The sequence below is a fragment of the Rhodomicrobium vannielii ATCC 17100 genome, assembly GCF_000166055.1.
Classification (GTDB): Bacteria; Pseudomonadota; Alphaproteobacteria; order Rhizobiales; family Rhodomicrobiaceae; genus Rhodomicrobium; species Rhodomicrobium vannielii.
Window position 1 is genome coordinate 93851 of record NC_014664.1, and the last position, 24122, is coordinate 117972.

Below are 24122 nucleotides of genomic sequence, written 5' to 3' on the forward strand. Positions count from 1 at the left end.
ATTGCAGTCGGAATGAAAAGCGCATCAAAAACGGGACTTCGCGATCATCCATTGCGATATCGCTTGTGACGAACTCAAGAACTTGAAGTCTTTGCTCGCCTTGATCCGAGCACAAGCATCATCCCGCTTCAGGCGGCGGCCTCCATCATCAAACGCTCCCAAACCGGGCGGAAACTCCGCCTGTGGTGCAAGGTGACGCCATATTCCCTGAGCGCCGACGCATGGTCTGCGGTGCCGTAACCCTTGTTTCGCTCCCAGCGGTAGGGCGGGAAAGTGCTCGCGAGTTCCGTCATCATCCGATCCCGCGTCACCTTGGCTATGATCGACGCGGCCGCTATGGAGATCGAAAGCGCATCGCCCGAAACGAGCGCTTCGGACGGAATGTCGAGTTTGGGGCAGCGGTTGCCGTCGATCAGCGCGGCGTTTGGCGCAAATGCAAGCGCTGAGATGGCGTCGCACATGGCGCGATGGGTGGCGTGGTAGATATTGATCTCGTCGATCAGCTCGACGGGCGCAATGCCGATCCCCACATGGGCGGCTGCGAAAATCTTCGAAAACAGGTTCTCTCGTTCCGCAGGGGCGAGCTTCTTCGAGTCGTTGACGCCTGCGGGCGGCTTGCCATGAAAGATCACGGCGGCGGCTACAACGGGCCCAGCCCATGGTCCGCGACCCGCTTCGTCGACACCGGCAATGAGCCCTCCATACTTTCGCTGGAGCGCGAGATCAGGGCGGCGCGTGAGCTTTTGTGACGTGCGAGGCGGCATCGGCTGTTCATGAACTGCTACGCTTGTGCAATCAAGCGTCCAGACCGCGATACCCACGCTTTTTCCCGTCGCACTTTTTCCCATGACGCCGCGCACCTCCGTCAGAAAAGGCTGAGTTGGGCGCCGGGTCGCCGGAACAGGTCTCTTCGCAGGCTCAGGTCGCGTTTGCCGAGGTTGAGACGGCGCAGCGCAATCCGAAATCGCGCGGCAATCTGTTCCGCGTAGTGACCGCTGCCGCAGTGCCGTTCCCCAAAACGGGAAACGTAGTCCTTGCCCTCGCGTGTCTGGCGGACGAGGGACATCACCCGGTCGGCGCGATGCGGGAACTCGGTACGCAGCCACTCCTGAAAAAGCGGGCTCACTTCGAGCGGCAGGCGAAGAAGCACATAACCAGCGTCGGAAGCTCCCGCCTCTGCGGCCGCCTTCAGGATGGATTCGAGTTCGTTGTCGGTGAGCGCGGGGATCAAAGGCGCGGCCATGACCGATACGGGGATGCTCGCGGCTGCGAGCTTCCGGATGGCCTCGATGCGCCGCAGCGGCGTAGATGCGCGCGGTTCCATTCGACGCGCGAGGCGATGGTCCAGCGTGGTGACGGAAACGGCGACACGCACCAGTTCGCGCTCCGCCATTCGGGCGAGGATGTCGATGTCGCGCAGGATCAACGCCGATTTGGTGACGAGCGCGACCGGATGAGACGTGCGTTCCAGCACTTCCAGCACCGCTCGGGTGATTTTCCGCTCGCGTTCCACGGGCTGATAGGCGTCGGTATTGGCGCCGATCATGATCGTTGCGGGCTCGTAACCGGAGCGAGCGAGTTCCGCTTCCAGCGCTTCGGCGGCGTTCACCTTCGCAACGAGCTTCGTTTCGAAATCGAGCCCGGCCGACCAGCCCCAATAGGCATGCGAGGGACGCGCATAACAATAAATGCAGCCATGCTCGCAGCCCCGATAAGGATTGATCGATCGGTCGAAACCGATATCGGGCGAACTGTTCCTCGCGATGATGGTCTTGACTCGCTCCTCGCGCACCTCCGTCTTGAAGGGTGGCAGGTCGTCCAGACAGTCCCAGCCGTCGTCCACCGCCTCGCGACGCTCCGGCTCGAAGCGGCCAGTGGCGTTCGATACCGCGCCGCGCCCACGCCTGCGCTCGGCGGTGACATGTTCTTCCCCGGTCGCGCATCTCGCTTCCTTCCTGACCATGCCTCCACCCTAGCGTGCATTTTGGAACAAATAAAGAACATTTTTTGCTTTCCACAGCGCTCACGATCAGTTAAAAACGGCCATGATCTCGGTTGTCATCCCAACGCTGAACGCGGGGCGAACGCTCCCGGCGACCTTTCTTTCGATCTTCGACGCGGCCGTCGAAGGCATCGTCAGCGAGGTAATCGTGAGCGATGGCGGCTCCACGGATGCTACGCGGCAGATCGCGGAGGAGGCCGGCGCGCGCTTCATGGAGGTCGAACGCGGTCGCGGCCAGCAATTGCGCGCAGGCGCGGAGGCGGCGCGGAAGCCGTGGCTTTTGTTTCTGCACGCAGACACGGCACTCGACGCGGGATGGACAAACGAGGCGCTGGCTTTCATGAAACGTGGAAGTGGCGCGGCGGCTTTCCGGTTCCGGCTTGCGGACGAGGGCTTCAACCCGCGCCTTCTGGAGCGCCTCGTCGCGCTGCGCTGCGCGTTGTTCCGGCTTCCTTATGGCGATCAGGGGCTTCTTATCTCGCGCGAGTTGTATGACGAGGTGGGCGGTTTCGCCCCGATGCCGCTGATGGAAGACGTCGAAATCATCCGCAAGCTAGGCCGCGGGCGCCTTGCCATGTTGAAGACGAACGCGGTCACCAGCGCCGAGAGGTTTCGCGAGCAGGGCTATTTTCGGCGTTCAGCGCGGAATTTGTGGTGCCTGTCGCTCTATTTGCGCGGTGTGCCGCCGGAGAAGCTGGTTGAACGCTATGGCTAGTAGATGGTGCAAGATGGACAGGCTTTCGAATGGGGGCGAACGGTGGGCATGCCGCGCTTCGTGCCGGTCTGGCTTATTCTTCGACGCGTAGTGATCCCAACCGCTCGAATCGATATGCGACTCCGGTCAGTCAATTCCCTAATCTGCGAAAACGTCTCTTTAGCTGAATGCCGTTCTGCAGGATTCCGATGCATTGCATCAAACGGGCTCACGGAATTTTGGCCAATGCCGGTTCGCTTCATGACGATGCATCAGGATTTGGAGCCTTTGCCAAGCAGCAACTGCGACAGGAAAATCGTCGACGTCACGATCAGCGCCGCGACGATGGCGACACCCACGCCCTTCACCGCGTCCTCCTCGCCATAGAACACGATGCGCCGCGTCCCTTCCCATGCGGTGTAAAGGTCGATTGCCACGGCGGTCGCCCAGGCGCCCTTGAGTATGAGGATGGGGCTGTTATGGGCCGGCATCGAGTAGATCGCGGTCGTCGCGAGCACAAAAATGAATACGATCAGCGTGACCACTATACCGAAGATGAATTGGCCCGGATTGATGGCTGGGTTCGTTGGCAGGTCGAAGAAATAGGAGAAGCCGAGGTAGGTTGTGTACACATCCCACACAGCGATGGGCAGCAAAAGTAGAGAAAGCGGGCGCAGATTCATCGCGGCCTCTGCGGGAGGGGATGGCTTCGCGGCGGTTGGCGCAGGAGCGGGCATCGGCGTCGAGGCTTGTGCGAATGCCTGCGCAAAGGCGACCGCAAGATTTGCAACGGGCGTCGCGCCTGCGGAACCAGCAGGAGGTGATGCCGCCGGGTTTCCTGGGGGCGGCGCACCGGCACCGCTGGGGGTTGTACTATCGGCCACTGTCACCCGCCTGTTCTGCCAGTTTGTTCAGGTCTGCTGCGTTCGGCGCAGATCTACGGCCTCGTGCGGTAAATCAGATGCGGCACGACGCTTCAAATTCGGTTGTCGATCAACTTCACTGCGTCAAATCGAGGCTGATGCAACGCAGGATGATCTGGTTCGTGGCCCTTGTCCGCAGCCCCCCGCATGTGTCATGTCCCGACCGGCAAAGCGGAGCCCACCGGTCGGAATCTGCAGCAATGCCAGTGTCGGGCGGGCACGCTGCGAGAGGGGCTTGCCGCAAAACGCAAGCTGCATCTTTATAGCAAATTTTCTATAAATTTTTCACAAACATTTACGGGGACGCGTGCGGATTTAAAGGCGGCGGTAGCGTCGATAGTCCGCTCCCGTATCGATATCGAACAGCGTTTTCGAGACGGCAACGCGGCGGCCTCCCCGAGCATTTTCGAGCGAGGTGGTTATCGCTTGGCCTGAAGAGAGCGCGTCAGGATAAGGAACCCGAGTTTTGTCGCGATTCGAGGAAACGCGAATGCGCTGAAAGTTGGCGAGCGTGTCGGCGAGCGCGTGGGGCGACGACCAGCGGACATTCGCGAATGGCGTGGGGATTTTCGGACGCCGCCTCAGCCCGACGAGCCAGTAGCCGCCGTCCTCCGCTGGGCCGAAAACCGCGTCTGCGCGCCGAAGTTGGCGAAAGGCGGCGGCGACGATTTCGCGCGTGATACCGGGAATGTCGGTTCCTATGATGATGAGCGGCCCAGTTCGGCAGCGGTCGAAGATGGCCTGCATGCGCGCGCCGAGGTCGCCACGCGCTTGCGCTGTTCGAGGCACGCGCGCTCCTCTTGCACCCCACGCCGCAAAGCGCGCCATCTTTGCTGTTGCAGGCGACACCGCCAGCACACATCGGAAGCGTGGATCGCTGGCAAGCTCGCGAAGGAGCTTCGCCGTCAGCGCGCGCGTGAGGGCCACGGCCGACACCAACCCGACATCGCGCGCGAGACGCGTCTTGACCGCGCCGCAAACCGGCGCTTTCGCCATGATGACAACCACCGGCGCGGCGGCAATCATTGGCCTTCGATGCGTTTCTTCGCTCCCGCGGCGGTTAAGCGGAGCAGCGCTGGCTCGCGTCCTACCGGCGCGGGTATGCCGCCGGAAGCGCCGAACAGGCTTTGCTGCCGGGGTCAAAAACATCCCACGATCGCGCCGCCGAGATCAAGGAGAAGCGCTGGCCCGCGTGTGATCATGAGCCACCCTGCGCCCGCGACAAGGACCGCGACGGCGGCGATGAAACTCCATTTCAGGGCTTGCGGCATATCCCTCCCTCACTCCGCGGGGGCGGCGGCGAGCCTCGGCGCAGGGCCTTCGCGGATCGGCAGATGCAGAAGCGCGGCGATCATCCCGACCGCGACCGATGCCCACCACAAGAGATCGTAGGAATTGGTCGTATCATAAAACCAGCCGCCGAGCCACGCACCCATGAAGCTGCCGACCTGGTGCGAGAAGAACACGACGCCGTAAAGCATCGACAGCCAGCGCGGGCCGAAGAAGGTCACGATGAGCCCGCTCGTCAGCGGTACTGTGCCGAGCCACAAAAGCCCGATCAGAAAGGCATAGATGAGCACCGCTGTTTCGGTCAGCGGCAGGTAAATGAGGGCGAGGAATATCAGCGCGCGTGCGAAGTACAGCGCCGCGAGCGTCAGGTGTTTCGGCGCGATGTCGCCGATGCGGCCGAACGCCCATGTACCGAGGATGTTCGCTGCGCCGATGATGGTGAGCGCAAGCGCGCCGAGGCCCGGGCCGAAGCCTTTGTCCGCAAGGAACGCGGGTAGGTGCACGCCGATGCCTGCGAGGTGGAAGCCGCAGACGAAGAATCCGGCCGTTAGCAGCAGGAAGCTCGGATAGCGCAGCGCCTCCGACAGCGCCGCGCCCACGCGTTGATCGGAATGCGCGCCCGGGTGCGCGTTGCTGTCACCGCTCGTCAGCGCGAAGCCGAGCGGTGCAATCAGCGCGGCCGTGATCGCCATGACCCAGAGCGTGGAGGTCCAGTCGGTCGCTTCGAGGATCACATGCGCATAAGGCAAGGCCATGAATTGGCCGATCGCGCTGCCCATGGTTACGAGGCCGAGCGCCGAAGCGCGGCGTTCCGGCGCTGCCGCGCGCGCTACCGCGCCGAAAACGGCGGAAAAGCCGGTGCCCGCGATGCCGATGCCGACGAGGCTTCCCGCAAGCACGAGCTGGTTTCCGCTCGATGCCGTTGCCATCAGCGCGAGCCCGCCCGCATAGAATGCAGTGCCGCCGAGCACCACGCGCAGCGAGCCGAACTTGTCCGCGACCGCGCCCGCAAATGGCCCCGCCACGCCCCAGACGAGGTTCATGATCGCCATGGCGAACGAGAACACCTGCCGGTCGAGGTCGAGATCCTGGCTGATCGGCTTCATATAGAGGCCGAAGGTTTGCCTTATGCCCATGTTGATGGCGAGCATGATGGCCGCGCAGGCGATGAGCAGGCTGACGGTGGGCACGCGGCGCATGAGGGTCTCCCGGATCGGTCGCGCCGCCATCAGGGGGCAGGCGCTGGCGCGATCCGTCGCAATTTGTGGAACACTTGTATCGCAGGCGCCGGGCAAAGCAAATCATCGGGGTGTGATGGGCGCGCGCGAGGCGGCCCCCTTATCGCGACATCGCGCTTGCAAAGCGCGGCGGCACGCCGCATGGTCCGGCCAAGCTCAACCATCGGCCGCCCCCCCATGCTTCGCAAACTTCCGATGCGCGTCATCGCCACCTACTGGCGCTACACGCGAGGTGCAACGCTCGGCGCGCAAGGCGTCGTCATCGACGAGGCTGGGCGCGTGCTTCTCGTGCGCCACGGCTATCGCCCCGGATGGCATTTCCCCGGAGGCGGCATCGAGTGGCGCGAAACCGCCGAGACGGCGCTCACACGGGAGCTGTTCGAGGAGGCGGGTGTCATCCTGAAGGGTCCGGCGCGGCTCCACGGGTTCTTCGCGAATTTCGCCGCCATGCCGAACGATCACGTCGCGCTGTTCGTCGCAAGCGAGTGGGAGCGCCCGCGCGTGCCGAAGCCGAACCACGAAATCGCGGAGAGCCGGTTCTTCGCGCGAGACGAACTGCCGGAGGGCACGGTCGCGCCGGTGAAGCGGCGGCTCGCGGAGATCCTCGACGGCGCGCCGGTTGATGCGACCTGGTGAGCCTGAAGCCGCTTGGCGCTGACGCAGCCGGGCACCCGCGGCCAAGTTTCCGTTGGCAGATGAACCGCGATACCTCAAAAAGCGCGACGGCGAGCATTATATTCGCTCCGAGCCTGTTCCGGTCAGGCCGACTGATCGGAAAACGGTCTCGCGTTTAAGCTTTGGAGACGGTTTGCCTCCTGAGTGGGTTTACCGTGCCTGGCTTTGCGGCATGAGCCGGGCGCTGCGTATCCGCCCTTTTCTGATTTCGTTCACTAGAAAGGACCGCATATGAAACGCGCACCACAAATCAACATCGGTATCCCCGAGGAACAGCGCGAGAAGATCGCCAACGGCCTCTCGCATCTTCTTGCCGACAGCTACAGCCTTTACCTCATGACGCACAATTTCCATTGGAACGTCACGGGTCCGATGTTCAACACGCTCCACGTGATGTTCATGCAGCAATATACGGAGCAGTGGAACGCGCTCGACCTCATCGCGGAGCGCATCCGCGCGCTCGGTTTCCCGGCGCCCGGCACCTATGCCGAGTTCGGCAAGTTGACCTCGATCAAGGAAGTGACCGGCGTGCCGAAGGCGCTTGAGATGGTGCGCCATCTCGTCGACGCGCAGGAAGCGACGGCCCGCACGGCGCGCGATCTGTTCCCGCTTCTCGAGGAGGCGAACGACCAGCCGACCGCCGATCTGCTCACGCAGCGCCTCGACGTGCATGAAAAGACCGCGTGGATGCTGCGTTCGCTGCTGGAAGAGTAGTCGACCTGATGAATTCGGAGCGTGGCCCGTTCACGCTCCGAATTTCATCCGCCGCTCCGTGATCGGTCACGTCTTTCCGGTTTTCGGAAAATGTTATAAGTCTGCGTCTCGCCGCCTCTGGATAGTCGGAGAACGATGCTGTTTCTTTACTCGATTTCCCGGGTTTTGATCGCAGGCGCACTTGCTGGAGCGCTGGCTGTTCTCACGCTAACGCTTTGGCCCGACCTCATCGGGCGCGGTGAGCAAGGGCTTGCCCGCATCCGCCTTGCCGCGCACGACGCGCAGCGCGTTCTGTACGCGAAGCTTGGATGGCCGCTGCCGGGCACGCCGGATCTTGGCCGCCTCAACGAGCGACTGGCCGAAAAGGGCCTCGAGCGCGGCGCGCCGGTCTTCATCCGCATCTTCAAGCGCGAGCGGGAACTCGAACTCTGGATGAGGGGCGGGGACAGCTTCGTGCTGTTCGCGTCATACCCCGTTTGCCGTCATTCAGGCGGGCTGGGGCCGAAGCTTCGCGAAGGCGATCGTCAGGCGCCCGAAGGCTTCTATACTGTGGGGCGCAGCCAACTCAATCCGAACAGCGCCTATCGCCGCTCCTTCAATCTCGGCTATCCCAATCTGTACGACGCCGCCAACGGCCGTACGGGCTCGTTCCTCATGGTGCATGGAGCCTGCCTCTCCGTGGGCTGCTATGCCATGACGGACCCGGTCATTGACGAGATCTGGGAGCTTGTCACCGCCGCGCTTGATCGTGGGCAGAAGCGGTTCAGCGCGCACGTCTTTCCATTCCGCATGAGCGAGGCGCATCTTGCCATCCACGATAGGGCTCCGTGGGGCGAGTTCTGGCGGGACCTCAAGCGGGGATACGACCTTTTCGAGGCGTCGCGCACACCGCCGCGCATCGGGGTCTGCGCGAAGCGCTATGTCGCAAGAAGCGGCGCGGCGGGAAGCTACGGTGAGAGCGAACTGGCAGAGCTTTGCGATCAGGAAGCCTTGCGCCAGTAGGGTGCTGCGTGCGCCTACTGTGACACCGTCACTCCGCTGCCTTGCGCGGCGGCTCGGTCAGCGCATCGGCCAGTTCGGGTTCCAGCGCCGTCGGCTCATCTGGCGCGGTTTCGTGTGCCTTTGCCCCGCGGGTAACTCGGGTTTGCAGCTTGTCGAGATAGAGATAGATTACCGGCGTCGTGTAGAGCGTGAGGATCTGGCTCAGCGCGAGACCGCCCACCATGGCGTAGCCGAGCGGCTGGCGCAGCTCCGAGCCGGAGCCCGTGCCGAGCATCAGCGGCACGCCGCCGAGCAGCGCCGCCGCCGTGGTCATCAGGATCGGGCGGAAGCGCAACAGCGCCGCCTCGCGGATCGACTCCTCGGCCGATAGCCCGCGTTGCCGCTCCGCCGTGATGGCGAAGTCCACCATCATGATGCCGTTCTTCTTCACGATGCCGATCAGCAGGATGATGCCGATGATGCCGATCACCGACAGGTCGAAGCCGAACGCCATCAGCATGAGCAGCGCGCCGACGCCCGCCGAGGGCAGCGTCGAAAGGATCGTGAGCGGGTGGATGAAGCTCTCGTAGAGCATGCCGAGGATGATGTAGACGGTGACGAGCGCCGCCACGATCAGGATCGGCGTCGTGCGCAGCGAATCCTGAAAGGCCTGCGCGTTGCCCTGAAAGCTGCCCACCAGCGTCTTGGGCGCGCCGATCTCCGCCATCGCCGCGTTGATCGCCGTCACACCTTCGCCGAGCGCAACGCCGGGCTTCAGGTTGAAAAACACGGTTGCGGACGGAAACTGGCTCTGGTGGGTGATCGACAGATAGCCGGTCTTGTCGGTGTCGAAGCTGACGAGCGTCGACAGCGGCAGCATCTGCCCCGTATTCGGCGAGCGCACATAGATGCGGTTCAACACATCCGGCTGCGTCTGAAGCTCGGGCAGGATTTCGAGCACCACATTGTACGTGGAAAGCTGCGTGTAATATTGCACGACCTGACGTTGGCCGAGCGCGCTGTTCAGCGTCGCGTCGATATGCTGCGGCGTGATGCCGTAAAGCGAGGCGCGGTCGCGGTCGATCTTCACCGAAAGCTGCGGCGCGTTGATGAGGAGATCGGTCGAGACGTCGGCGAGCGCGGGCAGCGTCCTGAGCTTCGCGACGATCTGCGGCGTCCACTCGTTCAGCTCTTCGAGGCTCGCGTCCTGAAGCGTGTACTGGTAAAGCGCCCGCGATGTGCGCGCGCCGACGGTTATGTCCTGCGCGGGCGACAGGAACGCCGCGGCGCCCTGCACCTCGGCGAGCTTGGGGCGCAGCCTGTTGACGATCTCAAGCGCGGTCGCCTTGCGCTCGCCCCACGGCTTCAGCCGGATGAAGATGCGGCCGGAGTTCAGCGTCGCTCCGGGCGACGATCCGAGGAAGGAGGCGACGGTCGCGATGTCCGGATCTTCGGCGATGATGTCGGCCAGCACTTTCTGACGCCTCACCATCTCGTCGAACGAAATGTCCTGCGGCGCGTCCGTGATGGCCACGATGGAGCCCGTGTCCTGCACGGGGAAGAACCCCTTGGGGATGATGACGAACAGATAGATCGTCAGCGCGAGGGTTGCGAAGAAGACCATCAGCGTGAAGCGGCGGAAATGCAGCGCTACGTCAAGCGTGTGAGCATAGGCCGCCTGAAGCGCCTCGAAAAAGCGACCGATCATGCGAGACAGAAGGCCCGGCCGCTCCTCGTCATGCGGCGTCAGGAAGCGCGAGCACAGCATGGGCGTGAGCGTCAGCGCGACGACGACCGAAACCGCGATGGTAACGGTGACGGTCATCGCGAATTCGTGCATCAGCCGTCCGATGATGCCGCCCATGAGCAGGAGCGGGATGAACACGGCGACGAGCGAAAGGCTGATCGACATCACGGTGAAGCCGATCTCGCTCGCGCCCTTCAGCGCCGCGCGGAACGGCGGCTCGCCGTTCTCGATGTGGCGGACAATGTTTTCGACCACCACGATGGCGTCGTCCACCACGAAGCCGACCGCGATGACGAGCGCCATGAGCGAGAGATTATCGAGGCTGAAGCCCGCGACATACATCACCGCAAAGGTGCCGATGAGCGAGATCGGCACGATGGCGCTCGCGATCAGCGTCGCGCGGAGATTGCGCAGGAACAGGAGAACGACCAGCACCACGAGGCCGATGGTGAGCAAAAGCGTGAACTCGACCTCGTGGACCGAGGCGCGGATGGTTTCCGTCCGGTCGTTCATGATGTCGATCTTGACGCCCGCCGGGATCACGCTTGCGAATTTCGGCAGCGCCGCCTTGATCGCGTCGACCGTCTCGATGACGTTGGCGCCGGGTTGCTTGAAGATGACGAGCAGCACCGAGCGCTTGCCGTTCGCCCATGCGCCCGAAAGCGTGTTCTCCGGCCCAGCCACGGCGCGGCCCACATCGGCGACGCGGATCGGCGCGCCGTTGCGGTAGGCGAGGATGACCTTGTCGTAGTCCTCTGGCTTCACGATCTGATCGTTCGCCGCGATGGTGAAGCTCTGCTCGACGCCCTGAACAGTGCCCTTCGCGGCATCGGCGGTGATCGTACCGAGCATGGCGCGCACATCTTCGAGGGTGAGACCGCGCGACGCGAGCCGCTCCGGGTCGACCTGCACGCGTACGGATGGCTTTTGCTGACCGCCGATGTTCACATTCGCGACGCCACGGATCTGCGAAATCTGCTGCGCGAGGATGTTTTCCGCCTGATCGCTGACTTCGGTGATGGGCAGCGTGTCCGCCGTCACCGACAGGATGATGATCGGCGGATCGGCCGGATTGAACTTGCGGTAGCTCGGCGGCGAGCTGAGCGACGTGGGCAGCTTCCGCCCGGCGGCGGTGATGGCGGCCTGCACGTCCTGCGCCGCCGCGTCGATGCTGCGGTCGAGTTCGAACTGGATGTTGATCTGCGTATTGCCGAGCGTGCTGGTGGATGTGAGCTGCGTCACACCCGCGATCTGGCCGAACTGCTGTTCGAGCGGCGTCGCGACCGAGGACGCCATGGTCTGAGCCGACGCGCCCGGAAGCTGCGCCGAAACCTGGATCGTCGGGAAGTCCACCTGCGGCAGCGGCGCGACGGGCAGATAGAAGAACGCGGCGACGCCAGACAGCACGATGGCCGCCATCATGAGCGTGGTGGCGACGGGGCGAAGAATGAACGGCGTGGAAATGCTCATGTGCGGCCCGCGGCGTCGTTCGCGGCCATGGGCTTCGCCTTCGGCTCGATCTGGATATCCGGGCGCAGGCGGTAATGGTTCGAGACGATGACGACATCGCCCTCGGTCACGCCCTTCGCGATGACCGTCTCGTCTTCATGGCTCGGGCCGATTTCGACCGCCGCCATCTGTGCGCGGCCCTGAGGCGTGGCGACCCAGACGTAAAGGCCGTTGGGACCGCGCTGGACGGCGGCGGTTGGCACGGTGACGGCGTTCTTGATGATGCCCGCCTCGACGAGCACAGAGGCATATTGGCCGGGCCAAAGCACTTCGTTTCTATTGTCGAATGTCGCCTTGAGGCGGATCGTTCCCGTCGTCTGATCGACCTTGTTGTCGATGACCGTCAGCTTGCCCTTCGCCACCGGCCTCTTCGCGTCGTTATCGAGAGCGATCACCGAAACCGGGCCGGCCTTCTGCGCCTCGCGGATCAAGGGCAGCTTCGCCTCGGGCAAAGTGAAGACAACCGAGATCGGGTCAACCTGTCTGAGTTCGGCGATGAATGTCTGGTCGCTGGCGCGGACGATGTTGCCGACGTGAACCGCCGAGATGCCGATGCGTCCGTCGAAGGTTGCGGTGATCGTGGTGTAGCTGAGGTTGGTTTCGGCGGTGCGAATGGCGGCTTCGTCGGCCTGCACGAGCGCGCGCCCGATGCCGACTTTCGCAGTGAGTTGGTCCACCGTCTGCTGCGAGGCGAAGCGCTGCGTCGAAAGCTGCACGCTACGGCCGAGGTCTTTCTCGTCGGATGCGAGTTGCGCCTTGTCCTGCGCGAGCTTGGCCTTGGCGGAGTCGAGGGCCGCGCGGTAGAGGCGAGGATCGATGATGGCGAGGACGTCGCCTTTTTTGACCAATTGGCCTTCCGCGAAGTTTACCTTGTCGAGCGTCCCGTCCACGCGGGAGCGGATCTGCACGGTCTGGAATGCTTCGACCGCGCCGATGCCTGACAGGAGCACGGGCACGTCGCGCACGCGAGCGGGCACGGTGGAGACAGCGATGGCGGCTGGCGCGGGCGCGGCCTGCGGGGCGGACTTCGGCGACGGTTCCGCCATCAGCGCGACCGCTGTTGCTGCGGAGAGAAGCACAAGGCCCGCTAACACTTTACGAAACATCAAAATCCCCGTTTGGGCTCTGGCTAACCGAAAGCGCGAAGGTGCGCCGTCGCTCGGTGCGCATCGCGGCCGTCATGTTCGGGCGTCTCATCAGCGGCCGAACCTGCCACGAAACACCCTTACCGGGTTTAACACTCCTTCGTGTCAAACCCTGCGCGATGCGGTGCACGATGGCGCATCGGTCCATTCAAAAGAAGCGTGGTGGTGTCGAATTCGACAGCATCAAGATTCCGTTCCAGACAGTCCCGGAGTATGCAGGAGAAATTCCCGGGCTAAAAGGGAAGGGTAGGGACGTGGGGCAAGTCTTACCGTCTTTTAATCATTGCCGGTCGAAGGGGGAAACGATTGATATGTTGAGGGCAATCGCTGCCGACGCGGTGTTCTGCGCCGCCTTCCTCGTGGAGAGCCTGGCGCTTCTGTCTATATTGGAGGGCGCATTCGGGCTCGCGTTCGGCGAACTCTCCATTCCGATCCTGAAGACGTGGCGGGCGGTGACGGAGCCCTTCGTCGGCTTCGGCGCTGCCGTGTTTTCGTCGAGACCGCAGGTCTGGGTTGTCGACGCCGCCGCGATTTCGGGAGTGCTCTTTTTCCTGTTCTTCATCCGGCAGGCGCGCAATGCCATCGCGCCCTTCGAGGACGGCACCTACCCGCCCGGCGCGGTCGTGACGCGATACGACGCCCTCATCGACGACGCGATCCCTACGGTGCTCTGCGCGCTTGGCGCTGTGCTGTTCGCGCCGACGCTGCTGCCGCTGCTAACGCTTCCCGTTGCGCTCTGGCTGCTCGGCCGGAAGCTCGCAGGCCGCCCGGCCTGGTTCGCGGTTTCGAACACATATTACGTGAACGTGGCGGCTCTGGTTTGTCTGGCGGCTGCGGGCTTCTGGTTCGGACGGGCTTAGCAGGTCACGGGTGGCAACGGCGTGCGGCTGCGGCGGGAATGGTAGCCGCTGCGGCATCTGCCGGTAACCGCCTGTAAGCGAGCGCTCTGCGCTTCACGGTGACGAAGGCTTCGCACCGCCGAAATTAAAATGGCCGGGGAAATCCCCGGCCATGTTTCTTTAAGCCTGATGCTCTTTCGGCGGTGCGCTTGCAGCGAGCACGAATGCCCTAGTAAACGCGCGCCTTCGGCTGGATGTACTGCACGTCGTTCGTCAGCGTATGCGTATGAACCGGGCGATATTCGAGCGCCACGCTGCGCTTTTCGTCGTCGCCATAGGCGAGCGTGTGCTTCATCCAGTTTTCGTCGTCGCGGTTCGGGAAGTCCTCGCGGGCATGCGCGCCGCGACTTTCCTGCCGGGCATGCGCACCCGAAACCGTGGCGAGCGCCAGGCCGATCATGTTGTTGAATTCGAGCGTCTCGGTGAGGTCCGTGTTCCAGACGAGCGAGCGGTCGGTAACGCGAACGTCCTCGATCCCGTCCCACACTTCCTTGATGAGCCTCACGCCCTCTTCGAGCACGTCCGCCTGACGGAACACCGCGCAGTTGTTCTGCATGATGCGCTGCATCTTGCCGCGAAGCACGGAAGTAGGCGTCGAGCCGTTGGCGTGGCGGAAGCGGTCGAGGCGCGCGATGGCTTCCTCGCCCGCATTGGCCGGGAGGTTCGAGTGTTCGCCTTTTTCGATGGTCTCGGCGCAGCGCAGTGCTGCTGCGCGGCCGAACACCACGAGGTCGATCAGCGAGTTGGAGCCGAGACGGTTCGCGCCGTGCACGCTCGCGCAGGACGCTTCGCCGATGGCCATCAGGCCGGGGATCGTCGCATCCGGGTCGCCCGCGCGAGGGTTGAGCGCCTCGCCCAAGTGGTTCGTCGGGATGCCGCCCATATTGTAATGAACGGTCGGGATAACGGGGATCGGCTGACGGCGAAGGTCTACGCCCGCGAAGATTTGCGCGCTCTCGGTGATGCCGGGGAGACGCTCCGCCAGGATCTTCGGGTCGAGATGGTCGAGGTGGAGGTAGATGTGGTCCTTGTTCGGTCCGACACCACGCCCCTCGCGAATCTCGATGGTCATCGAGCGCGAAACCACGTCGCGGCTCGCGAGATCCTTCGCATGCGGCGCGTAGCGCTCCATGAAGCGCTCACCCTGCGAATTGGTGAGGTAGCCGCCCTCGCCGCGCGCGCCCTCGGTGATGAGCACGCCGGCGCCATAGATGCCGGTCGGATGGAACTGCACGAACTCCATGTCCTGTAGCGGCAGGCCGGCGCGCAGCACCATGGCGTTGCCGTCGCCCGTGCAGGTATGCGCGGACGTGGCCGAGAAGTAGGTGCGGCCGTAACCGCCCGTCGCGATGATCGTCTTCTTCGCGCGGATGCGGTGGATCGAGCCGTCTTCGAGCGACAGCGACATCACGCCCCGGCAGATGCCGTCCTCCATGATGAGGTCGAGCGCGAAGTGCTCCACGAAGAAATCGGCCGAGTAACGAAGCGACTGGCCATAGAGCGTGTGCAGCATGGCGTGCCCGGTACGGTCGGCGGCGGCGCAGGTGCGCTGCGCCGGAGGGCCCTCGCCGAATTCGGTGGTCATGCCGCCGAACGGACGCTGATAGATCTTGCCCGCTTCGGTGCGGCTGAAGGGCATGCCGTAATGCTCAAGCTCGTACACGGCGGCGGGCGCGTTGCGGCAGAGATACTCGATCGCGTCCTGATCGCCGAGCCAGTCCGACCCCTTCACGGTGTCGTACATGTGCCAACGCCAATCGTCCGGTCCCATGTTGCCGAGTGCTGCGGCGATGCCGCCCTGCGCCGCGACGGTATGCGAGCGCGTCGGGAAAACCTTTGTTACGCACGCCGTCTTGAGGCCAGCCTGCGCACAGCCGAGCGTGGCGCGAAGGCCAGCGCCGCCCGCGCCGACCACGACCACGTCGAAGGTGTGATCGTGTATCTTGTATGCGCGCCCGTTGACCGTGGGAGCGGCCACGCCGTTCAGTGTTGCATCCGCCATGAGACTAATTTCCAAGGAAAAGCTTCAGGATCGACAGCACGCCGACGACGGCGATCACGATCACGAAGAATGTGTTCAGGAAGAGAAACGGAACCTTGAGGCCGTGGGGCATGTATTCCTCGACCGGAACCTGCATGCCGAGGCGCATATGGATGGCGGTCGAGATCACCACGAGGATCGACGCGATTGCGTTGAACGGGTGGCCGAAGAACGCCTTCACATCGCCGAGCGGCGCGCCCGCCAGCGTCAGGCCGGTGTAGACGAGGAACGCCACCACGAAGAGGTTCGACACAGCCGTGAGGCGCTGCGCCCAGAAATGGTCTGTGCCGGGGCCGCCGATGGCAGAGCCGAGGCCGCGAACCTTCTTGAGTTCTGTTCTATAGGTTGTCGAAGGCATCAGCGGGCCCCCCAAAGCGAAAGGGCGTGGCCCCAATGCGAAAGTGCGTAGCCCCAGATAATCGCGGTCAGCGTGATCGAGCCGATCAGCGACGCCCAGGACAGGAACTTGACGGCCTCTTTCGAGAAGCCCCAACCCACATCCCAAACGAAATGCCGGATGCCGCCCAGCATATGGTGCATGACCGACCAGGTGAAGCCGATGAGAATGACGAGACCGAGCGGCGTCGCGAGGTAGGAACTGACCGTGTTGAAGGCCTGTTCACTCGTCGCGGCCGATGCAATCCAGATCGCGAGGATGAGGCTGCCAAAATAATTCGTGATCCCCGTCACGCGATGCATGATCGAAAGGATCATGTTGATCTTGAAACGGTAGATCGACAGATGCGGAGACATCGGTTTCGGCGCCAGCGGCCGTGTGCCCGCGATGGGCTTGGCTTCCGCCATCATGCAATCCTTCTTAACCCTCGATGCAGTTTTTCTTAACGTCCGGGACTATATCCCTCAGGCCGACGGGCAGCAACAAACGGCGGCGTGGTACCGCTTAGGCTTTCGGCGACAAGATCCGGGCGGGACTTCGACCCTAGTCAAGGTTCTGGAACCGGTCTAGGGTTGCCACTTCTTACAGGCTCTGGCGGTGAAATGGAAATCCAATTTGCCGCGCTCGCGCCGCCTCGCCGTCTTGTGATTGCGTACAACCGCAAGCGTAGCAAAGGTTTGCGGGCGGCGCGGCTCCGTCCACGCTTAATGTATACCAGCCATGGCGGCGACGCGTCGCAGCCTATCGCTGGGTTGGACGCTGGTTGCAGACCAGATGCGAACGCCGCCAAGGCAGCGCCCGCCTACCTCAGACTCAGCGCGGCAGCACGGCCCAGTAGTCGAGGTCGAGCAACACGGCTGGATCATACTGCTCGCCAGCTTTGTACGGGAAGCTGGTGCAAGGCTTGTCCTTCGCCGCGATGAGACGCAGCCGCAGCGCGCCCGCATCGTCGCGGCCCGGCAGCGGCTGCTTGTCGAGCACCTCGCTCCACGCGTAGACGGTGTCGCCCGCGAATGCCGGTGAGACATGCCGCCCCGCGTTGATCGCGGCCACGTGGAACGCGTTCTCAAGCCCGTTGAACGACAACGCGCGGGCGAGAGAGATGATGTGCCCGCCATAGATGAGGCGGCGCTTGAAGCGGCCTTGCGCCTGTTCGTGCAGGTTGAAATGCACCTTCGCCGTGTTCTGGTAGAGCCGGGTTGCCAGCTGATGCTCGGCTTCTTCGAGCGTCATGGCGTCGAGGTGGTCGATCTTCTCGCCGATTTCGTAATCGTCCCAGCGCGCGGGATTGCCTGAAAGCGCCGTGTCGTAGCCGTCGAGCGTCAACGGCGGGAGCGCGCCACCGAGGTCGGCGGGTTCGAGGGCGGCCTTGAGCGTCGGCACGTGCGGCGCGGGCGCAACGGCTGCCTCGTCGCGCTTCTTCACCATCACCCAGCGCACATAGTCCAGCACCGGCGCGCCGGTCTGGTCACGGCCGGTGGTGCGGACGTAGACGACGCCGGACTGCTTGTTCGAGTTCTCCTTCAGCCCGATCACCTCGGATGTGGATGACAGCGTGTCGCCCGGGAAGACCGGCTTCAGGAAGCGGCATTCCGCATAGCCGAGGTTCGCCACGGCGTTCAGCGAGATGTCGGGCACCGTCTTGCCGAAGACGATGTGGAACACGAGCAGATCATCGATGGGCGCGGCCGCGTAGCCGCTGGCCTTCGCGAACGCGTCCGACGACTGCACCGCGAAACGTGGGCCGTAAAGCGCGGTGTAGAGCGCGACATCGCCCGCCGTGACCGTGCGCGGCGTCGCATGCGCGATCACCTGCCCCAGCCTGAAATCCTCGAAATAGTTGCCCTGACGTGCCTTGCTCATGGTTTTCCCCGTCCGAAGATGTTGGGGCACGTCATATCATCCTCCCGTTACGGGTGGGAAGAACGCGATTTCCCGCGCACCTAAGACACAAGTCTCATGCGACGCGTGAACCTGATCGACGGCAGCGCGGGTGAGGTGGGGTTTTGCGAAGGCGGCGGCGTAGTTCTCCCCGCGCATCGTGAGCCACGCCACGACGTCGGCGACGGTCGCCACATGCGCGGGTAGCGCGACGCGTTCTTCCGACACGCCGACACGTTCGCGCATCCAGGCGAAATATTTGATCGTTACGTCCATCGGTTCTCCCGCATTCGCATGAAATAATGTGTGGCGGTGACAAGACTCAAGCCCGCCGCGATCCATAGGACGGCGAGGCCAGTTTCGAGGAGAACCCGCCCGCCTGGTTGGATGGCGGCGGCGAAAAGGAGAAACACCGCGAGATATTGAGACGCGGTCTTGACCTTGGCGAGAGCGCTCACCGGCGCGGCCATGCCGTCGAGGCGGGCCATGCGGCGGAGCGCGAGCACGGCGGTTTCGCGGGCGAGGATCACGAGCGCGGCCAGCATGTCAGCGCCCGCGATCGCGCCTTTCGCAATGAGGAGGACGAGTGCGGTCGCGATGAAGATCTTGTCGGCGAGTTGGTCGAGCATCGCGCCGAAGGCTGTGACCTCGCGTCGTGCCCGCGCGATTCGCCCGTCGAGTGCGTCGGAGGTTGCGGCGTAGGCGACGAGCGTCGCGGCAAGCGCGGGCGGCCATCCGCCCAGCATCGCAAGCGCGAGCAACACGGCGGTGGCGATTCGCGTCGCCGTGATGAGGTTTGCGAGGGTGTGTGCGCCTCGCTGTGTCGAGCTTAGCTCCATCGCGGCAGAGATAAGCTGCTCGCGGGCGAATGCAATTGTCCGCCTTTTGCGACCTTAATCTAGCGCAGTGATTTAAGCACAGGTGTGTGCGAAGTCGCCTACTCACGCTTATAAGAGATACCGTTTAGCGCTATAAAGCGATATCGCTTATTGCCTTGATCCCCGCATCGGCCGTCGCTACCGTGCGCGCAAATCGCACCCATCGGTTCCGCCCCATGAAACACGTCAAGCCCACAACGACGCTCGACCCCGCCCATTCCTTTCAGGATCTGATCCTCACGCTCCAGCATTACTGGGCGGAGCAGGGCTGCGTCATCCTGCAGCCCTACGACATGGAAGTTGGCGCGGGCACGTTCCACCCGGCGACGACGCTGCGCGCGCTCGGGCCGAAGCCGTGGTCCGCCGCCTTCGTGCAGCCGTCGCGGCGGCCGAAAGACGGGCGTTACGGCGAGAACCCGAACCGCCTCCAGCATTATTACCAGTTTCAGGCGATCCTGAAGCCGTCGCCCGATAACATTCAGGAACTCTACCTCGAAAGCCTTGTGCGCCTTGGCATTGATCCGCGCGTCCACGACATCCGCTTCGTCGAGGACGACTGGGAAAGCCCGACGCTCGGCGCGTGGGGGCTCGGCTGGGAAGTGTGGTGCGACGGCATGGAAGTGTCGCAGTTCACCTATTTCCAGCAGGTCGGCGGCTTCGACTGCGACCCCGTGGCGGGCGAACTCACCTACGGCCTTGAACGCCTCGCGATGTACATCCAGAACGTCGATAGCGTCTACAAACTGAACTACAACGGCCGCGACGACGACAAGCGCGTGCTCTACGGCGACGTGTTCAAGCAAGCCGAGCAGGAGTATTCGCGGCACAATTTCGAATTCGCCGACACCGCGATCCTGCTCCAGCGCTTCCGAGACGCCGAGAAGGAATGCAAGGCGTTGCTTGCGGCGGGCGAGCCGAAAGAGGAGGGCGCGCGACATTTGCAGGTGCTGCCCGCCTACGACCAGTGCATCAAGGCGAGCCACATCTTCAACCTGCTCGACGCGCGCGGCGTGATCTCCGTCACCGAGCGGCAGAGCTATATTCTGCGCGTGCGCGACCTCGCGAAAGCGTGCTGCGCGGCGTGGCTCAAGACGGAAGCCGGCGGCGCGGCTTAGGCGGCGCATCTGCCTCCGCTATTCCCGCGCAAGGCGACATGCGATAGCGTAATGTCTTTCCGCAAACGGAGAGCGCGAAGCCGCATGATTTCCGCCATCCACCTCACGCAAGAGCTGATCCGCTTCGACACCGTCAACCCGCCGGGGAACGAAGCCCCATGCGCGCGCTATCTCGGCGGCATCCTCGACGCGGCGGGCTTCTCGATCAAGCACCCGAGCATCGGCGACAACCGCGAGAACCTCATCGCGGTCATCGGCGGCACCTCCGAGAAGCGGCCGATCTGTTTTTCGGGCCATACCGATGTCGTGCCGCTCGGCGCCGCGCCGTGGACGGTCGAGCCGTTCGGCGGCGAGCTGGCTTTCGGGCGCGTCCATGGGCGCGGGTCCAGTGACATGAAGGGTGGCGTCGCGGCTTTTGTCGCGGCGGCCGTCAAGCTCGCGCCTCGGCTCGAAGGCACGCCCGGCCTCGTGCTTGTCATCACGGCGGGCGAGGAGCGCGGCTGCGAAGGCTCGAACCATATGAAGAAGCACGGGCTGCTGCCGCCCGCTGGCGCGATCGTCATCGGCGAGCCAACAGCTAACCGCCCGCTTGCCGGGCACAAGGGCGTGTTCTGGCTCGAAGGCGTGGCGAAGGGCGTCACGGCGCACGGCTCCATGCCCGAGCAGGGCGTGAACGCGGTCTACAAGGCGGCGCGCGCTGCGTTGGCGCTCGAAGCGTTCGACTTTTCAGGCGACTCGCATCCGGTGCTCGGCCGCCCGACGGTGAATGTCGGCTGGCTCAAGGGCGGCATGAATATAAACTCGGTGCCGGACGAGGCGCGGCTCGGCCTCGACGTGCGCATCGTGCCCGGCCTCGACCGCAAGGAACTCGTGGAGCGCTTCACGCGTGCGGCGGGTGGCTGCGTGTCGTTCCACGTCATGAGCACGGCGGACCCGGTGTGGACCGATCCGAACGACCCGTGGATGGCGGACGTCATTCATGTGGTGGGCGACGTGACGGGCAATGAACCGACATTCGGCGGCGCGCCGTATTTCACGGACGCGGGCGCGCTTAAGCCCGGCATGGGCAACCCGCCGGTCGTCATCCTCGGCCCCGGCGAGCCGGAACAGGCGCACCAGACCGACGAATGGTGCTCCGTCCAGCGCATCGAGGAGGCCGAGGCGATTTACACCGACCTCATCGTGCGCTGGTGCGGGCTTTAGGCCGTGGTCCGCAAAATGGGCGGCCTGTAAATCACTGCCCGCTTTCCAGGAACGCGGGCTTTGACAGTTAATCCTGGAACGGGTCGTGGACGAGGATCGTGTCCGCGCGCTCCGGGCTCGTCGAGAGCAGCGCGACGGGCGCCTCGATGAGTTCCTCCAGCCGCTTCACATATTTGATCGCCTGCGCGGGAAGGTCCGCCCACGACCGTGCACCTTGCGTCGATTCCTGCCAGCCCGGCATGACCTCATAGATCGGCTGCACGCTTGCCTGCGCTTCCTGCGATGCGGGCAGACGGTCGATCTCGTGATGGCCGAGGCGATAACCGACGGCAACCTTGATCTCGTCGAAGCCGTCGAGCACATCGAGCTTCGTCAGCGCGATGCCGTTCATGCCGGAAACCTTGATCGTCTGGCGTACCAGCGTCGCGTCGAACCAGCCGCAGCGGCGTGCGCGCCCCGTGACCGTGCCAAATTCATGGCCGCGCTCGCCGAGCCGCTGACCCGCCTCGCAGGTGAGTTCGGTCGGGAAAGGCCCCTGTCCGACGCGCGTCGTATAGGCTTTGGTGATGCCGAGCACATAATTGATGGAGCTGGGGCCGAGGCCGGAGCCGGTGGCCGCGCTCGCCGCGACCGTGTTGGACGACGTCACATAAGGGTAGGTGCCATGATCGACATCGAGCAGCGACCCTTGCGCGCCCTCGAACAGGATGCGCTTGCCCTCGCGCTTGTAGCGGTCGAGAAGCTGCCAGACCGGCTCGACATAGGGCGCGATCATCGGGGCGATGGCGGAGAGTTCCGCGAGGAGCGCGTCGCGGTCGATCTCCGGCTGGCCAAGCCCGCGCCGCAGCGCGTTGTGATGAACGAGCGCGCGGTCGATCTTGGCGGGCAGCGTCTTGAGGTCGAGCAGGTCAACGGCGTGGATCGCGCGGCGGCCGACCTTGTCTTCATAGGCTGGGCCGATGCCGCGCTTCGTCGTGCCGATGGCGCCTTCGCCCGCCGCGTTCTCGCGCAGCGCATCGAGTTCGCGGTGCAGCGGCAGGATCAGTGTCGCGTTTTCCGCGATACGGAGATTGTCGCGCGTGACCTTTACGCCAAGCTTCGCGACCTCTGCAATTTCACGCTCCAGCGCCCACGGATCGACGACGACGCCGTTGCCGATCACCGACAGCTTGCCGCGAACGACGCCGGAGGGCAGAAGCGAAAGCTTGTAGGTCTTGTCGTCGATGACCAGCGTATGCCCGGCATTGTGGCCGCCCTGAAAACGCACCACGATGTCTGCGCGTTCGGATAGCCAATCGACGATTTTGCCTTTACCTTCGTCGCCCCATTGCGAGCCGACCACGACCACATTTGCCATCTCGTTCCCCGGATGTCCTTCAAAGCGCCTATGCTCTGGCGCATATTTTCGATCCACCGTGCTGCATGCTCTCGAAGCAAATCATGCGCCTGAGAGCACCAGCAACTTCTTGAATCCGTTGCATTTTTGATTTTGACATTCGATATGAGAGCCCGGGCGGGGATGAATCGATGTCAAATTCGCTGCACTAGACTAGCCCATGCCACAAGACATTGCCATGCCGGGCGCGCATGGGCTTAAAACCAAATCGTCGCTCGTCCAGAAACCTACTGAAGGAACTTGCCCTTGACGCCATTCTTCGACCGGCCGCGCCTGCTCATGACGCTGACTACGATCTTCTGGGCGGGAAACTTCGTTCTCGGGCGCGCAATCGCGGGGCATGTTCCGCCGATTACGTTGGCCTGTCTGCGCTGGACGTTGGCGACGCTCATCTTTCTGCCATTTGCGTGGACGCATCTCAAGCGCGATGGTGCCGCGATCCGCGAGCATTGGGCCATTCTCCTGTTTTTGGGCGCGATCGGGGCGGGGGCGTACAACACGCTGTCCTATATCGGCCTGACTTCGACCGAGGCGCTGAACGGGCTCGTGCTCAACGCAGCCGGTCCGATGTTCATCGCGCTTTCCGCATGGGCGCTGTTCGGCGACCGCATCGGGCGTCTTCAGATCGCGGGGCTCGCGGCGGGCTTTGTGGGCGTGCTCATCGTCGTGGCGAAAGGCGACCTCGCCTCGCTCGCGGCCTTTCACTTCAACCCCGGCGACGTTTTCATCATCTCGTCGATGCTGTCATGGGCCATCTACACGGCATGCGTGAGATTGCGGCCGAGCATCAGCTGGCAGAGCTTCAATTTCGTGACCTACGCCGTGGCGGCGGTCGGCAACGCGCCCTTCATGGCGTGGGAATGGAGCGCGGGCTCGCGGCCGGTGTGGGATGAAGCGGCGGTGGCGGCCATCATCTATGTCTCGATCTTCCCGAGCATCCTCGCCTACGTCTTCTATAACCGCTCGGTCGAATTGATGGGACCGGCGAACACGGGGATGTTCCTTTTTCTCGTGCCGGTTTTTGGGGGGCTGCTCGCAACGCTCGCCCTCGGCGAACAGCTTCACCTGTTTCACGCGGCGGGCTTCGCGCTCATCGTGGCGGGCGTCTTGCTAGGCACGCGGAAAAAAAGCGAGGCCGTCGCCGTGAAGGCGTGACGGCCTCAGCAAGGGTGGCGCGTGAGGTGAGTCAGCAGCAGCGGAAGCGGCCCTTGCCCTTGTAGCGGGCGTCCTGCCGTTCCTTGAAGAATTCTTCCCACGACATGAACGGCTCGCCCGGGTGACGGGCGCGCCTGTGTTCGAGGTAGGTTTCATAGTCGGGGATGCCGACCATGAGGCGGGCGGTCTGGGCCGCCATTTTCCAGAAACCGGCTTTCTGATGCATGACGCGCGCTCCC

23 protein-coding genes are annotated in these 24122 nt (G+C 63.7%); 8 read left to right on the forward strand and 15 right to left on the reverse strand.

What is annotated here, in order from left to right; all coding sequences use genetic code 11:
- Nucleotides 1–128 precede the first annotated feature (128 nt).
- Together RVAN_RS00400 and RVAN_RS00405 are read right to left on the reverse strand one after the other, a co-directional pair.
- Entirely contained in the window at nucleotides 129–764 is a 636-nt protein-coding gene (locus tag RVAN_RS00400) for a ribonuclease HII (protein ID WP_041787132.1), read from the reverse strand.
- 101 nt (nucleotides 765–865) lie between these two features.
- A complete protein-coding gene (locus RVAN_RS00405; RefSeq protein WP_013417778.1) occupies nucleotides 866–1963 on the reverse strand; it encodes a PA0069 family radical SAM protein in 1098 nt (365 codons plus the stop codon).
- 82 nt (nucleotides 1964–2045) lie between these two features.
- Here RVAN_RS00405 and RVAN_RS00410 point away from each other — a divergent pair, with 82 nt between their 5' ends.
- A complete protein-coding gene (locus RVAN_RS00410; RefSeq protein WP_013417779.1) occupies nucleotides 2046–2717 on the forward strand; it encodes a TIGR04283 family arsenosugar biosynthesis glycosyltransferase in 672 nt (223 codons plus the stop codon).
- A 251-nt stretch (nucleotides 2718–2968) separates the two neighbouring features.
- On the opposite strand, the gene RVAN_RS00415 is transcribed toward RVAN_RS00410, so the two are convergent.
- From RVAN_RS00415 to RVAN_RS00425, 3 genes are all read right to left on the reverse strand, one after another.
- Nucleotides 2969–3379 (reverse strand): hypothetical protein, encoded by a 411-nt coding sequence (locus RVAN_RS00415; protein WP_013417780.1) that lies wholly within the window; start codon nucleotides 3377–3379, stop codon nucleotides 2969–2971.
- Between the two features lie 555 nt (nucleotides 3380–3934).
- On the reverse strand, nucleotides 3935–4645 hold the full coding sequence (locus tag RVAN_RS00420; RefSeq protein WP_013417781.1) for a TIGR04282 family arsenosugar biosynthesis glycosyltransferase: 711 nt from the start codon (nucleotides 4643–4645) through the stop codon (nucleotides 3935–3937).
- Between the two features lie 254 nt (nucleotides 4646–4899).
- Nucleotides 4900–6108, reverse strand: a complete 1209-nt coding sequence (locus RVAN_RS00425; RefSeq protein WP_013417783.1) for an MFS transporter — start codon at nucleotides 6106–6108, stop codon at nucleotides 4900–4902.
- 216 nt (nucleotides 6109–6324) lie between these two features.
- On the opposite strand from RVAN_RS00425, the gene RVAN_RS00430 reads away from it, so the two are divergent.
- From RVAN_RS00430 to RVAN_RS00440, 3 genes are all read left to right on the forward strand, one after another.
- The gene (locus RVAN_RS00430) at nucleotides 6325–6783 is read left to right on the forward strand and encodes an NUDIX domain-containing protein (RefSeq protein ID WP_041787886.1); all 459 of its coding nucleotides are present in this window, start codon (nucleotides 6325–6327) and stop codon (nucleotides 6781–6783) included.
- Between the two features lie 270 nt (nucleotides 6784–7053).
- Nucleotides 7054–7536, forward strand: a complete 483-nt coding sequence (locus RVAN_RS00435; protein ID WP_013417785.1) for a Dps family protein — start codon at nucleotides 7054–7056, stop codon at nucleotides 7534–7536.
- Nucleotides 7537–7671: 135 nt separating this feature from the next.
- Nucleotides 7672–8538 (forward strand): L,D-transpeptidase family protein, encoded by an 867-nt coding sequence (locus RVAN_RS00440; protein WP_013417786.1) that lies wholly within the window; start codon nucleotides 7672–7674, stop codon nucleotides 8536–8538.
- 28 nt (nucleotides 8539–8566) lie between these two features.
- Here the strand turns inward: RVAN_RS00440 and RVAN_RS00445 are convergent, their stop codons facing one another.
- A complete protein-coding gene (locus RVAN_RS00445) occupies nucleotides 8567–11734 on the reverse strand; it encodes a multidrug efflux RND transporter permease subunit (protein ID WP_013417787.1) in 3168 nt (1055 codons plus the stop codon).
- Nucleotides 11731–12879, reverse strand: coding sequence for an efflux RND transporter periplasmic adaptor subunit (locus tag RVAN_RS00450; RefSeq protein WP_013417788.1), 1149 nt, complete (start codon nucleotides 12877–12879; stop codon nucleotides 11731–11733). The genes RVAN_RS00445 and RVAN_RS00450 overlap by 4 nt, the downstream gene beginning before the upstream one ends.
- Nucleotides 12880–13229: 350 nt before the next feature.
- Here RVAN_RS00450 and RVAN_RS00455 point away from each other — a divergent pair, with 350 nt between their 5' ends.
- The gene (locus RVAN_RS00455) at nucleotides 13230–13778 is read left to right on the forward strand and encodes a hypothetical protein (protein ID WP_041787134.1); all 549 of its coding nucleotides are present in this window, start codon (nucleotides 13230–13232) and stop codon (nucleotides 13776–13778) included.
- Nucleotides 13779–13986: 208 nt separating this feature from the next.
- Here the strand turns inward: RVAN_RS00455 and sdhA are convergent, their stop codons facing one another.
- From sdhA to RVAN_RS00485, 6 genes are all read right to left on the reverse strand, one after another.
- The gene (gene sdhA, locus RVAN_RS00460) at nucleotides 13987–15819 is read right to left on the reverse strand and encodes a succinate dehydrogenase flavoprotein subunit (protein WP_013417790.1); all 1833 of its coding nucleotides are present in this window, start codon (nucleotides 15817–15819) and stop codon (nucleotides 13987–13989) included.
- 4 nt (nucleotides 15820–15823) lie between these two features.
- Nucleotides 15824–16216: a succinate dehydrogenase, hydrophobic membrane anchor protein gene (sdhD, locus tag RVAN_RS00465; protein ID WP_013417791.1), complete on the reverse strand. Its 393-nt coding sequence runs from the start codon at nucleotides 16214–16216 to the stop codon at nucleotides 15824–15826.
- Complete coding sequence (sdhC, locus tag RVAN_RS00470; protein ID WP_245258017.1) at nucleotides 16216–16665, reverse strand: succinate dehydrogenase, cytochrome b556 subunit; 450 nt, start codon at nucleotides 16663–16665, stop codon at nucleotides 16216–16218. Before sdhC ends, sdhD begins: the two co-directional genes overlap by 1 nt.
- 403 nt (nucleotides 16666–17068) lie before the next feature.
- Nucleotides 17069–18118 (reverse strand): MaoC family dehydratase, encoded by a 1050-nt coding sequence (locus RVAN_RS00475; RefSeq protein WP_013417793.1) that lies wholly within the window; start codon nucleotides 18116–18118, stop codon nucleotides 17069–17071.
- Between the two features lie 36 nt (nucleotides 18119–18154).
- Complete coding sequence (gene moaD / locus RVAN_RS00480; RefSeq protein WP_013417794.1) at nucleotides 18155–18412, reverse strand: molybdopterin converting factor subunit 1; 258 nt, start codon at nucleotides 18410–18412, stop codon at nucleotides 18155–18157.
- A complete protein-coding gene (locus RVAN_RS00485; RefSeq protein WP_013417795.1) occupies nucleotides 18403–18975 on the reverse strand; it encodes a CDP-alcohol phosphatidyltransferase family protein in 573 nt (190 codons plus the stop codon). The genes moaD and RVAN_RS00485 overlap by 10 nt, the downstream gene beginning before the upstream one ends.
- A gap of 215 nt (nucleotides 18976–19190) precedes the next feature.
- Here RVAN_RS00485 and RVAN_RS00490 point away from each other — a divergent pair, with 215 nt between their 5' ends.
- Entirely contained in the window at nucleotides 19191–20129 is a 939-nt protein-coding gene (locus RVAN_RS00490) for a glycine--tRNA ligase subunit alpha (protein ID WP_013417796.1), read from the forward strand.
- Between the two features lie 84 nt (nucleotides 20130–20213).
- Complete coding sequence (locus tag RVAN_RS00495) at nucleotides 20214–21332, forward strand: M20 family metallopeptidase (protein ID WP_013417797.1); 1119 nt, start codon at nucleotides 20214–20216, stop codon at nucleotides 21330–21332.
- A 67-nt stretch (nucleotides 21333–21399) separates the two neighbouring features.
- Here the strand turns inward: RVAN_RS00495 and RVAN_RS00500 are convergent, their stop codons facing one another.
- A complete protein-coding gene (locus RVAN_RS00500) occupies nucleotides 21400–22689 on the reverse strand; it encodes an adenylosuccinate synthase (RefSeq protein WP_013417798.1) in 1290 nt (429 codons plus the stop codon).
- Nucleotides 22690–22974: 285 nt separating this feature from the next.
- Here RVAN_RS00500 and RVAN_RS00505 point away from each other — a divergent pair, with 285 nt between their 5' ends.
- Nucleotides 22975–23883 carry a DMT family transporter gene (locus RVAN_RS00505; protein ID WP_013417799.1) on the forward strand — a complete coding sequence of 303 codons (909 nt, stop codon included), beginning with the start codon at nucleotides 22975–22977 and terminating at the stop codon, nucleotides 23881–23883.
- Between the two features lie 31 nt (nucleotides 23884–23914).
- On the opposite strand, the gene RVAN_RS00510 is transcribed toward RVAN_RS00505, so the two are convergent.
- A complete protein-coding gene (locus RVAN_RS00510; RefSeq protein ID WP_013417800.1) occupies nucleotides 23915–24109 on the reverse strand; it encodes a YbdD/YjiX family protein in 195 nt (64 codons plus the stop codon).
- Nucleotides 24110–24122: the final 13 nt, after the last annotated feature.

Bases quoted from the DNA above. Each gene is read 5' to 3' on its own strand.
- RVAN_RS00400 (WP_041787132.1), bottom strand. From the start codon at position 764: ATGCCGCCTCGCACGTCACAAAAGCTCACGCGCCGCCCTGATCTCGCG.
- RVAN_RS00435 (WP_013417785.1), top strand. From the start codon at position 7,054: ATGAAACGCGCACCACAAATCAACATCGGTATCCCCGAGGAACAGCGC.
- RVAN_RS00445 (WP_013417787.1), bottom strand. From the start codon at position 11,734: ATGAGCATTTCCACGCCGTTCATTCTTCGCCCCGTCGCCACCACGCTC.
- RVAN_RS00405 (WP_013417778.1), bottom strand. From the start codon at position 1,963: ATGGTCAGGAAGGAAGCGAGATGCGCGACCGGGGAAGAACATGTCACC.
- RVAN_RS00415 (WP_013417780.1), bottom strand. From the start codon at position 3,379: ATGAATCTGCGCCCGCTTTCTCTACTTTTGCTGCCCATCGCTGTGTGG.
- RVAN_RS00410 (WP_013417779.1), top strand. From the start codon at position 2,046: ATGATCTCGGTTGTCATCCCAACGCTGAACGCGGGGCGAACGCTCCCG.
- RVAN_RS00475 (WP_013417793.1), bottom strand. From the start codon at position 18,118: ATGAGCAAGGCACGTCAGGGCAACTATTTCGAGGATTTCAGGCTGGGG.
- RVAN_RS00440 (WP_013417786.1), top strand. From the start codon at position 7,672: ATGCTGTTTCTTTACTCGATTTCCCGGGTTTTGATCGCAGGCGCACTT.
- RVAN_RS00430 (WP_041787886.1), top strand. From the start codon at position 6,325: ATGCTTCGCAAACTTCCGATGCGCGTCATCGCCACCTACTGGCGCTAC.
- sdhC (WP_245258017.1), bottom strand. From the start codon at position 16,665: ATGATGGCGGAAGCCAAGCCCATCGCGGGCACACGGCCGCTGGCGCCG.
- RVAN_RS00500 (WP_013417798.1), bottom strand. From the start codon at position 22,689: ATGGCAAATGTGGTCGTGGTCGGCTCGCAATGGGGCGACGAAGGTAAA.
- sdhA (WP_013417790.1), bottom strand. From the start codon at position 15,819: ATGGCGGATGCAACACTGAACGGCGTGGCCGCTCCCACGGTCAACGGG.
- RVAN_RS00495 (WP_013417797.1), top strand. From the start codon at position 20,214: ATGATTTCCGCCATCCACCTCACGCAAGAGCTGATCCGCTTCGACACC.
- RVAN_RS00485 (WP_013417795.1), bottom strand. From the start codon at position 18,975: ATGGAGCTAAGCTCGACACAGCGAGGCGCACACACCCTCGCAAACCTC.
- RVAN_RS00490 (WP_013417796.1), top strand. From the start codon at position 19,191: ATGAAACACGTCAAGCCCACAACGACGCTCGACCCCGCCCATTCCTTT.
- RVAN_RS00450 (WP_013417788.1), bottom strand. From the start codon at position 12,879: ATGTTTCGTAAAGTGTTAGCGGGCCTTGTGCTTCTCTCCGCAGCAACA.
- RVAN_RS00420 (WP_013417781.1), bottom strand. From the start codon at position 4,645: ATGATTGCCGCCGCGCCGGTGGTTGTCATCATGGCGAAAGCGCCGGTT.
- RVAN_RS00510 (WP_013417800.1), bottom strand. From the start codon at position 24,109: ATGCATCAGAAAGCCGGTTTCTGGAAAATGGCGGCCCAGACCGCCCGC.
- moaD (WP_013417794.1), bottom strand. From the start codon at position 18,412: ATGGACGTAACGATCAAATATTTCGCCTGGATGCGCGAACGTGTCGGC.
- sdhD (WP_013417791.1), bottom strand. From the start codon at position 16,216: ATGCCTTCGACAACCTATAGAACAGAACTCAAGAAGGTTCGCGGCCTC.
- RVAN_RS00425 (WP_013417783.1), bottom strand. From the start codon at position 6,108: ATGCGCCGCGTGCCCACCGTCAGCCTGCTCATCGCCTGCGCGGCCATC.
- RVAN_RS00455 (WP_041787134.1), top strand. From the start codon at position 13,230: ATGTTGAGGGCAATCGCTGCCGACGCGGTGTTCTGCGCCGCCTTCCTC.